Source organism: Campylobacter sp. 110 (assembly GCF_002383965.1).
Taxonomy (GTDB): Bacteria; Campylobacterota; Campylobacteria; order Campylobacterales; family Campylobacteraceae; genus Campylobacter_D; species Campylobacter_D coli.
In genome coordinates, this window is record NZ_NXBD01000055.1 from 1 (window position 1) to 10,910 (window position 10,910).

The 10,910-nt window shown below is 25.2% G+C and carries 11 protein-coding genes and 2 pseudogenes; all 13 read right to left on the minus strand.

The window, feature by feature from the left end; translation table 11 throughout:
• Window positions 1-754 (minus strand): annotated as a pseudogene (locus BGS43_RS09125) (DUF2972 domain-containing protein); the annotation flags it as partial.
• 44 nt (window positions 755-798) lie between these two features.
• On the minus strand, window positions 799-1,521 hold the full coding sequence (locus BGS43_RS09130; protein ID WP_002826641.1) for a glycosyltransferase family 2 protein: 723 nt from the start codon (window positions 1,519-1,521) through the stop codon (window positions 799-801).
• The gene (locus BGS43_RS09135) at window positions 1,518-3,041 is read right to left on the minus strand and encodes a capsular biosynthesis protein (RefSeq protein WP_096569502.1); all 1,524 of its coding nucleotides are present in this window, start codon (window positions 3,039-3,041) and stop codon (window positions 1,518-1,520) included. Before BGS43_RS09135 ends, BGS43_RS09130 begins: the two co-directional genes overlap by 4 nt.
• A complete protein-coding gene (locus tag BGS43_RS09140; RefSeq protein ID WP_002826450.1) occupies window positions 3,038-3,436 on the minus strand; it encodes an HAD-IIIC family phosphatase in 399 nt (132 codons plus the stop codon). The genes BGS43_RS09135 and BGS43_RS09140 overlap by 4 nt, the downstream gene beginning before the upstream one ends.
• A gap of 39 nt (window positions 3,437-3,475) precedes the next feature.
• The gene (locus BGS43_RS09145; protein ID WP_052855139.1) at window positions 3,476-5,392 is read right to left on the minus strand and encodes a hypothetical protein; all 1,917 of its coding nucleotides are present in this window, start codon (window positions 5,390-5,392) and stop codon (window positions 3,476-3,478) included.
• 1 nt (window position 5,393) lies between these two features.
• Entirely contained in the window at window positions 5,394-6,134 is a 741-nt protein-coding gene (locus BGS43_RS09150) for a glycosyltransferase family 2 protein (protein WP_002826453.1), read from the minus strand.
• Complete coding sequence (locus BGS43_RS09155; protein ID WP_002826454.1) at window positions 6,131-6,460, minus strand: cupin domain-containing protein; 330 nt, start codon at window positions 6,458-6,460, stop codon at window positions 6,131-6,133. Before BGS43_RS09155 ends, BGS43_RS09150 begins: the two co-directional genes overlap by 4 nt.
• Before the next feature lie 2 nt (window positions 6,461-6,462).
• Window positions 6,463-6,798: a nuclear transport factor 2 family protein gene (locus BGS43_RS09160; protein WP_002826455.1), complete on the minus strand. Its 336-nt coding sequence runs from the start codon at window positions 6,796-6,798 to the stop codon at window positions 6,463-6,465.
• Window positions 6,791-7,516, minus strand: a complete 726-nt coding sequence (locus BGS43_RS09165) for a glycosyltransferase family 2 protein (protein ID WP_002826457.1) — start codon at window positions 7,514-7,516, stop codon at window positions 6,791-6,793. Before BGS43_RS09165 ends, BGS43_RS09160 begins: the two co-directional genes overlap by 8 nt.
• Window positions 7,510-8,148 carry an HAD family hydrolase gene (locus tag BGS43_RS09170; protein ID WP_002826458.1) on the minus strand — a complete coding sequence of 213 codons (639 nt, stop codon included), beginning with the start codon at window positions 8,146-8,148 and terminating at the stop codon, window positions 7,510-7,512. The genes BGS43_RS09165 and BGS43_RS09170 overlap by 7 nt, the downstream gene beginning before the upstream one ends.
• Window positions 8,141-8,779, minus strand: coding sequence for a hypothetical protein (locus BGS43_RS09175; protein WP_002875571.1), 639 nt, complete (start codon window positions 8,777-8,779; stop codon window positions 8,141-8,143). The genes BGS43_RS09170 and BGS43_RS09175 overlap by 8 nt, the downstream gene beginning before the upstream one ends.
• Before the next feature lie 242 nt (window positions 8,780-9,021).
• Window positions 9,022-10,041 carry a DUF2972 domain-containing protein gene (locus BGS43_RS10305; RefSeq protein ID WP_441301356.1) on the minus strand — a complete coding sequence of 340 codons (1,020 nt, stop codon included), beginning with the start codon at window positions 10,039-10,041 and terminating at the stop codon, window positions 9,022-9,024.
• A 63-nt stretch (window positions 10,042-10,104) separates the two neighbouring features.
• Window positions 10,105-10,905, minus strand: a pseudogene (locus BGS43_RS10310) (DUF2972 domain-containing protein); the annotation flags it as partial.
• Window positions 10,906-10,910 lie beyond the last annotated feature (5 nt).

Here is a 10,910-nt window from a genome sequence, read left to right on the forward strand (position 1 = left end):
ACACAAATTCATAATTATCAGGTAAAGGTAGATTCATTTCCCAAGCAAGTTCAGCTGGTATGTTTTTATAGTTTATTTTTTCTTTTTCATCATTTAGTTTTTTAGGATCAAGTAATGAAGGATAAGGATGGTTTTCTTTTTTATATTTTTCATTAAAATCATTTGATAATAGCCATTCTTCTATAAGATTAAAATTTTGTATAAAATAATTAAAATTATGGAAAATATTATCAAGTATAGGTTGATAATCTTGATGAATTTTTAATATATTTTGTATTCTTGGAAGTTCTTTTAAAAAGGCTTGCTTATTTTTAGAGATTATTTTAATGATATTTGGACTTAATTTCGCAAAATTATTAAAAATTTCTTTAAATATTTTAAATTCTTTATTGGCTTTTTTAATATTTTTAGCTAGTTTAAACATGCTTCCTTTATGTAAATTTTGAAAAGTTTGTATAAGAACTTCACCAAGCATATAAGATAAATGAAATTTATATTTTAAAGCCTGCTCATAATCGCTGCATGTTTCTAAATTTGGATATTTGAGTTGAGGAAAAACTTGTATGGTTTGTTGATAAATTTTTTGTTCTTTTTTGTGTTGTTTTTTGATTTTATAGAGTTTTTTAAATAATGCTATATACCCCCCCCCATATTTATAATTATTTCTTTGATGACTAAAGTCAATCATAACTTTGCCTAATTTATAAGCTAAATGATTTTTTATTCTTTCTATAGCTGAGTTTGATTTATGCATAGGGTTTCTCCTTTAAATAAAGTCAAAATGGTAAAATGTTAATTTTATATTGAAATTAATCTTTCGTAATCTTCTGGAGTTCCGCAAAATATAATTTCATCTAATGAAATTTTATGATATTTTATAAGCAAGCCTTTTTTTATAAGATAATTATACATAGGAGCTATATACAATTCTCCCTTGCTAAAATCATTTTCAGTTTTCATTCTATCAAAAATTTCTTTAAAATCTTTTGTTTTTTTAAAATAATAAAGTCCACTACTACAAAGACTTGAAATTCTTTCTTTCTCAGCAGTTTTAATCACATTGTCATTTTCATCAGCTAAAACAAAACTCCATTGCTCTCCATCTGCCTCAAATACCTCTAAATAGCCATCAATTTTACAAAAATCCAAGGTAGTAGGTAAAGAAAAATTTGGCCTAAAGGTATCAATGTTAAAAATTAAAATACTCTCATCATCTTTAATATTTACCCTTTCTAATCCAAGTCTTACCGTATGAGCTTGACCTAAAGTTTCTTGTTCTAATCTTACACTTTCGTAAGATTTTATTCCTAGTTTTTCACATTCTTCTTTTATAAAATTGCTAGTATTCTCAATACCTCTATATATATAAATAAATTTAAAATCTTTAAAATATTTTTTAAAACTATTTACAGCGTGAAAAAATACACTATTTCCTTTTAAATCAAGCATATATTTAGGTTTATCATAGCCCGCCTTTGCAAAACGACTACTTAGTCCTGCCATAGGAAAGATTATAATCATTTGCTCTCCTTAAAAAATTTATCATAAAGTATAAAAGCATTTGCCAAAAAAGCCATTTGTTTTTCTTTAAAATCATTATGCAAAGGTAACATAGATAAAAACAAATGCAAAGTCAAAGCTTTAATATTATCATCTATATTAAATATATTTAAAAATTCTTTTTGAATATCCAAAATATTTTTATCTTCTTCTATAAAAAACTCTATATTATTACCATTAAATTTACATTCAAAAAATCCTGCAATAATAAAATCATAAAGCCCAAAAACAGAATGAACTAATTTTGCAAAATCATATCCCCCCCCCCCACAAGGAGTAATTTTTCCATTAAAATCACATCCCCTTGGATCAAAGGTTTTTATAGCCCCAGCTCTAAAATCATACATAATATTTGAAAAACAAAAATCTCCATGTATTAATGAAAATTCATTCATATCGTTCATGTAAAAATCTAGCTTATCTACTAAAGTCAAAATACTTGGATAAGATTTTGAATTGATAACAATATTTTTATGCAAATTAATTCCACTTTGTTTACTAAATTCTTGCAATCTTTTTAAAGTTTTTTCCTTGCAATTAAAATTTATATCTTTATCATTGCTTTTAAAAGAATGCAACTTATCTAAAAATTCTTTTAAAGATTTAAATATTCTTTTCCAAACATAACTAGGTAATTTTCCGAAAACATATAATTCTGCTAAAGTATTATTGCAAAGATATTCTATTTCATAACTATCCTCATAAGTTATAACTTTAGGGGTATGGATAAATAGTTCTTTAGGCAAATTATCAAACCAATTAATCTCTGCTTTTATTTTTTCTTGCCAAGAAGAAGACTTTTTTATATAGCCATTTGAAATATCTATATTGTTAAAATTTCTTTGCGTGCTTACAGCTTTTTTGGAGTGAAAATAACTTGTTATAAGACCAAAATCAAGCCAAGTATCATTTTTTATAATATCAAAAGCATAAGCTTTAGAATAAGATTTCATACCATCCACGAAAGAATAACTACTTTCAACTATACATTTTATCAAAAACTGAGGATGAGAAAAACTATAAGCTCCTGCTAAAATCAAATCATCTTCTAATGTTTTTGATAATACATTAAATTCATTATCCAAATAAGCCCAATCGTAATTTTCCTTAACTTTTGCAACCTGTAAAGAGTTTTCTTTGAATACAAGTTCTTTGAAAAAAGTATCCCCGTGTAAAATATAAAGTTTTTCATCAAAAGCACAACAAACATTTAAGCAATAAACCACAGATTCACCTAAAGATAAATTATTTGGCACAAATAAAATTTCAACATTAAGTTCTTTTAACTTTTTCTCATCGAATTTGCTTAACTTAAAATCGCTGGGTAAAGATAAAAAAACTTTTTGATTACAATTTTTAAAAAGCTCTATTTGATATTCATACAATCTTTTATTACCAAGCGGTAAAAAAGATGGAGGGATTTTTCCAAATTCTAAAGTAAAATCAGAAGATGAATATTTTGCAGAAGTTATGAGTATCATTTATTACCGCCATCTTTATGAGGATTTTCTTTTTTTAAAAGTTCTTTAATTTGCTCATAATTCAAACTTGTAAATTCAGACGGACGAATAGCTTTATCATCCACATAAAATCCGTCATACCCACACCAAGGTTTACCTATGATTATCTCATCATACGGTACATCATGTTTTTGAAGCCAAGTGATAATTGTAGGCAAAGTATGAGTTTTGATTTTTTCAAGATCACCATCAAATGTACGCATGTTACGACTTGTAAAAATATTGATTTTAAAACCTTGTTTTTTATACTCTTTTAAAGTTTGGATTAAATCAAAATTTGGCTTTTTATCAATATAATCAACATGTTCTTCATCAATTGTTAAAGTTCCATCCAAATCAATAAGTAATGTTTTCATTGAATAAGCATAACATAAATTTTTATTCAAATTTCTTATTTATTTCTTTTTTGATTTTATTTTATTTTGATTCAAAGCAAACAAATCAAAAAACAAAAATTTAACATACCCACCTTTATACCAATTTTTACTTGCTTGTATTAAGGCTTCACCTAATTTGTATGAAAAATAATTCTTAATTTTTAAAGCCTCTTCATAATCAGAACAATCTTCCAAAGGAGGTAAAACTAACTCTGGATTTGTTTTTCTTCTTTGAAGTTCTTTTTGATGCTTGTATCGTATATAAAATAAAACAAAAGGCATTCTTATATATCCCAATATACTTTTTGAATTATATATCATAGCTTGACCTAATTTATATGCTAAGTGATTTTGTATTTTTATTTTTGCCAAATTACCGTGATTTTTAGCAATTATTTTATATTCCTTGGCAATTAAATCAAAAAAATCAATAATTTTACCAATCTGAACTTCATTAAATATCTTATTTTTTTTAATATACCAAATATCTTTTTTTAACTCATTCTTTATATCTGGAAAGCTTATATTATCAAATAAAAAATTATTAACATAAGAGCTTTGTATATCCAACTTTATCACTCTTAATTTTAAAAAATCCATCCATTGACTTAAAACATAATGCGATAAAAATCCATTTCCTGGACTCATGCAAGTTTGTGGAAATTTTTTAAGACACACATTAAAACAAGGATTTTCCTTATTTTCTTTAGCATATATCCAAGTTTTCATAAAAACTTCCATAGCATTTCTTCTACCTATTTCTAAACTATCATCCAATCCAGCTGATCCTCTTAAACTATAGATTTCATTTAATTCCAATAGATGTAAATCTTCAATTTTTATATTATTTTTTTCTATAATATAATCAGGTCTCACACGCACAATAAAATCATATTTAAAATTATTTTGCTTTTCATATTCTTCCATTACATTATAAACTTGATAAATTCCATAAAATTGTTTGGAATCGTTTTTTAAATCTCCTAAACGATTGACAACTTTAGAATATGATTCTAAAGTTACTTTTTTTATTTTATCATCTAAAATAAATACATCTTTTAATAAAAATTTTTTGTTAAATTCTTTTGAAATTATATTAAAAACGTTCGGAAATTTTTTAGAAAATTCGATATTAGACATTATAAGCTCAGAAGGACATTTAGACACAATAGGTCGAAAAAATCTTCTAATCCATCCTATTCCATTTCCACCAACACCTGGCCACAAACTTTCTGTATCCCAAGAATACAAAAAAACATCAATATTACCCAGATGAGAAAAAGAATCAATTAATGCTTTAATACTATCACGCCAACCTGGTCTTAGCTGCCCATTTAAACATAAAGCTATCCTACTTCCTGAATAAGATTTTTTTGATGTAAAGTATCTTCCTGCAATAAATCTTAATTTATCATAATACAGTCTTCCACCTAAGGTATTTAAGAAATTATTATATATAATTTCTAGCATAATAAAATAAATTCCACCTTTAAAAAATATGTCGTTTGAATTGATGTAAAAAAAGTCTATTGAATTTTTTAAAAACAAAGATTGCAAAATCAAATCTTGAGAATTTTTCACTTCATTTAAAATTTTTTTAAAAAAACTAAAATCTTCAAAATCTATAATATTCAAATGGTAAGATAAAAAACCTATATATGAAATTTTATATTTACCAAATAAAAAACTTTCATTTATGATTTTTTCTTTTAAACAACAAGACATAAAATCATATAAATCTTTAGAATCAACATCTAACAAAAATGATAATTTGTTAATATAATCAAAATTTTTGCAATAAAAATCATACTGTCCCAATTTATATATCAAAAGCAAATGCTCATCGGATAAATTTTCCTTATTTAAAATTTTATCAATAAATTCATAACTCCAATTATCTACAGCTTTTTCAATTAAAATATTTATATCTAACATTCTATGCCTTATCAATTTTACAATATAAATGATTAATATATTTTTCCAAATCCTCAGGTGTTCCAATGCCATGCATTTTGGAAAAATCAATATTATAAATACCTATTTTAGCACCGCTTTTTATGGCATAATTATAAACAGGACAAGTATAAAATTCATTATTAACTCTATCATTTTCTATAATCATATCTATAGCACTTTCAACAAATATTTTTCCTTTATTAAAAAAATAAATCCCAACTGTAGCAAATTCACTAATAGCTTCTTTTTCTTTTACTTCTACTACCAAATCATTATTTAATTTTGCAAATGACCACTTAGGATTTTTTTCCTTGTCTATAAAAGTCAATATTGAACCATCTAAACCTCGTTTGAAACTATCATTAATAAAATCAGCTATATTAATATCAACAATCTGATCAGAATTTGCTATCATCAATGGCATATCATTATTAATATATTTTCTTGCATAAAGCACAGTACAAGCTGTTCCTTCTGTAAGTTTATCGATAGGAATAAATTCGACATTAAAATTATTTTTAATTTCATCAACTAACTTTTTTTCTTTAGTCAAATGTTCTTTTCTTGCTATTAAAATATATCTTGCATCTTTATATTTTAAATTTTCAAGCACTCTAACTATCATTGGCTTATCCAAAACATCGATAAAAGGCTTTGGTTTATCAAAACCAGCCTTTGCAAAACGACTTCCAAGTCCAGCCATAGGAATCACTATATTCATTGACATTCTCCCAAATATTTATCATTATTAGCCCCTGGAAGTTTTACGACAACATTTATTGCATCTTCTAAGGCTTCAAAATCTGTGACTTCACCTGGATTAATCATTACTATATCTCCTTTAGAATATATCTTATCATTCATTCTTACTTTACCACTAATAATAACAGTAATTTCGGTTGCGATTTTATGATGATGCTTTTCTTCAGTATCACCTTTTTTATATTCTTTCACGCCAACTTCCACATCATTAGTTTTAAAAACACTTGGATCGAAATTTCCTACAAACCAACCACGAATCATTTCATCTAATTTATAATTTTTCACAATCAACCTTTCGGAATATCCAAATAAGCACGTAACTCAACTATTTTTTCATCATGCCATTCTATAATATCCACACCTTCAAGTCTGATATCATCAAGTATTAAAATAAATTCTATAAAAGTTGTATTTTTATCTTGAAAAATATTTTTAGCACTAAAGCTTAGTTTATTACAATTTTTAAAAATATTTTCAATAGCTTTTAAGCATTCTTCTTTGCCTTCTATTCTTTTTACAACTGGATCTTCTAAAACAAAATTCTCATTTAACAAATTTGTTACTTCATTGATATCTTTTTTATTAAAAGCACTGATATATTTTTCAGTTAATTTTTTAAGCATTTTTAATCCTTTCATATTCATTAATTTTCGCATGAGAATAAAAAGTAAAATAACGATTTTTATCAATTGAAATATTTATAATTTTCTTATCTTGTAAAATTAATTCATTTAATGTTGAAGCAATAAAATATTTTCCTTCGTAATTAACATCTTTTTTAATCATATCAAAAGCTGATTTTACAAAAAAATCAGCCTTATTAAAATAATAAAATCCCGCTATTGCATTTTTACTTACAGGTTTTTTTTCAAAAGCTTCTAAAACAAAATTATTTTCATCGCATTTTACATAAGCCCATCTTGGATGAACACTCTCAAAACTCAAAACACCCGCATCATTTAAAGATAATTCTGAAATAACTTCATTTAAATCATACTCAAAAATTTGATCCATATTAACAATAAGCAAAGAATCATTTAAATTAATCTCATCAATAGCCATCAAAACAGAACAAACCATACCTTGTGTTTCATTTTTAAGAATGATAATTTTGCTTTGATTATTAGTTAAAACATTAATTGCATCATCTAAATGATAACGCTTTACATCTTCTTCTTTAAGTATAAAAATAAAACGTTTATTCTTGACATTTTCATAATTTTTAACAAAATGTTCTAACATGGTTTTTCCACAAATTTCGATAAATGGCTTTGGAAAACCGTCTTTTTCATTATCAAAAAAATAACTTTTACCCGCAATAGGAGCCACTATATTTAACATTTCAATTCCTCTTCAAATTTACAAATATGATTTTTAATATTTTCATAATTTACTTCACTAACTTCATCTACAATCATCACATTAGCCCCACTTGCCCTAGCTGCTTTTATACCATTTTCATTATCTTCTACTATCATGCATTCTTTAGGATTTAGCTTTAATCTTTCTATAGCTTTGATATACATTTCAGGGTCAGGTTTTCCTTTTTTTACATCTTCATTGGAAATATAAAAATCTAAATAATTTTCAAGAGCTGATTTTTTCATCATTACTTTAATGCTATTGCGTATAGAATTAGAACAAACTGCCATTTTATAACCTTCAAATTTTAGCTTTGATAAAGCATATTCATGATGGAACCTAGGTTTGCATAAACTATAAACTATTTCCATAGTGTATTGCTGTTTTAATTCATTTATAAAAGAATGTAGCGATTTAGGCAACCCTCTTTCCAATGAAAGCATTTTTAATTTATCCTTAGTTGGCAAGCCATCAAAAGTTGTTAAGTGCTCATATCTAGTAATTTCCATGCCAAAAAGTTTTAAAGCTCTATTTAAAGCTTCATAATGCCAATCTTTAGCTTCAATCAAAACTCCATCCATATCGAAAATAATGGCTTTTATCTTAGTCATTAAAGAATCTCCTTGCCTCATCAGGATAATCAGTGCAAATCATTAATTGTTCTTGTATATGCAACTCTTTTTCTATTTGTTTGTATTCTTGCCATTCTTTCTTATAATCTCTTTTATGAAGCTCTGGAGAAACTATACCAACTGATTTGCCGTTATCAATATGCTTTTTTATGGTATTTTTATCTATCCAATGTGAATAAAACTCATCCATCCAAATACCACAAGCTTTATCATAAAAACTAGGCTCTTTTTCATATTCACTTTGTCTAGTAAAGACATTAAAATTCAAATCAATATAAAGTAAAGCATCAGGAACTGACATATCAAATACAAAATAATTTGTAATTTTATATTTTTGAATAAGTTTCTTAAGTGGAATTTGAAGACCATCAGCCTTTATATTTAAGGCTAAAGGTAAATTTGTGTTATACTTTTTATAAAGCTTAAAAAAATCTTCTAATTTTAAACAATTTTCACTTGCCATATCATGTGATACGACTATACCCCCCCCCGCCACATCTCTTAAATCTGTTTCAAGACCGTATGAATTAAGAAAACTTCGATCAAAAGCAGTAATAGAATTTTTTTCATTATGATTATGCCAAAATCCTCTATGAGATATTATTATCACTTATTAATCCTTACTTTTTATTGCTTTAAATATTTTAATATATCATACCATACTTACTTCTTAAATTAGGTACATTTTCGCTTTAAAATTTAAAAACTATCTAATGGAAACACCAATCATTTCCTTAGTTACTAATATTATTGATTTATAATATTGATAAATTTCTAAGAAAAAATACTAATACTCTTGATTGATAATGTTAACTTCAACTTTTCTTCTCAAAAAATTACAATGCTCGACTTTTACTCTAATGTTAACTCTTGATCCAACTCCTTGCACATTTGTTCAAATTCTTGATAGTATTTCCAAGAAGCTACTATATCTGGACGATGTTGTTTAATATGAACAAGTTCTTTATCTAATATGTTTTTTAACTTAACTCTTAATTCTTTATTTTCTTTTAAATAGTTTAACACGTCTTTTTCTTTAAATAATTTCAATTCTTCAAATCTTGAATGAATAAGCAATTTTTTTACTACAATCCCTAAATATCTACGAATAAATGTTATAAAATATAAATTTTTAAGCAACCCTTCTTCATGTTTTATATATATTAAAATATTATTCAATGTTATAATATTATCAAATAAACAAGTAATATTGATCATACTTGATTCAGATGAGTTTAAAAATTGAGATTGTGTAATTAAAATTTTCACATTCTCTTTGACTATAGTATGAAATTTTTCTTTAATAAAACTTTTCTCTATAATTAAAGTTTTTGGGAGCAAATAAACAAATTTTCCGCCATTGAGAGGTTGTTCAAAATAAGAATAAATATCCTTTGGTAAATTAATATTAAACTGCTCTGATAATAACGGCAATGTTTTTTTTATTTCACCTGGAAGAATCTTTTTCATGTCAATATAAACAAGATCACTTATTGAGTAAAGTAAATTTATTTTAGTAGTTAAATTAAATCTTTCATGTCCTTTATCAATATACACTGGGGAATATAAACTGTCTAAGGTTGGATATGTATAAGAAATAACAATATTTTTTTTCCTATCATAAAATCTATAGCGAATACCTGTAAAAATATTTTTAAAAGATTCGTTTTGATTAAAAAATATTTTTCGATCAGGCATATATCCTCTATGATTGACTAAGGTTTTATAAATACTTATTGGATCTCGAACTATACATATACATTTAACTCTTTTTTGTATCATGTAACATAGTTTTTCTCTACCATCTATAGGAAATCCTGGTAAAGTCAAAACTGCATGCTCATGATAACAAGAAATTAAAAAAATAAACATCTCTAAATATTCTTCATGAGCTTTAATACGCTGAGAAAACCTTACTTTAAAACCACATTTTTGAAAAAACAAATTTAAAGCAGAGCCACCAGCACCAAAATTTCTCATATACACAAATTCATAATTATCAGGTAAAGGTAGATTCATTTCCCAAGCAAGTTCAGCTGGTATGTTTTTATAGTTTATTTTTTCTTTTTCATCATTTAGTTTTTTAGGATCAAGTAATGAAGGATAAGGATGGTTTTCTTTTTTATATTTTTCATTAAAATCATTTGATAATAGCCATTCTTCTATAAGATTAAAATTTTGTATAAAATAATTAAAATTATGGAAAATATTATCAAGTATAGGTTGATAATCTTGATGAATTTTTAATATATTTTGTATTCTTGGAAGTTCTTTTAAAAAGGCTTGCTTATTTTTAGAGATTATTTTAATGATATTTGGACTTAATTTCGCAAAATTATTAAAAATTTCTTTAAATATTTTAAATTCTTTATTGGCTTTTTTAATATTTTTAGCTAGTTTAAACATGCTTCCTTTATGTAAATTTTGAAAAGTTTGTATAAGAACTTCACCAAGCATATAAGATAAATGAAATTTATATTTTAAAGCCTGCTCATAATCGCTGCATGTTTCTAAATTTGGATATTTGAGTTGAGGAAAAACTTGTATGGTTTGTTGATAAATTTTTTGTTCTTTTTTGTGTTGTTTTTTGATTTTATAGAGTTTTTTAAATAATGCTATATACCCCCCCCCATATTTATAATTATTTCTTTGATGACTAAAGTCAATCATAACTTTGCCTAATTTATAAGCTAAATGATTTTTTATTCTTTCTATAGCTGAGTTTGATTTATGCATAGGGT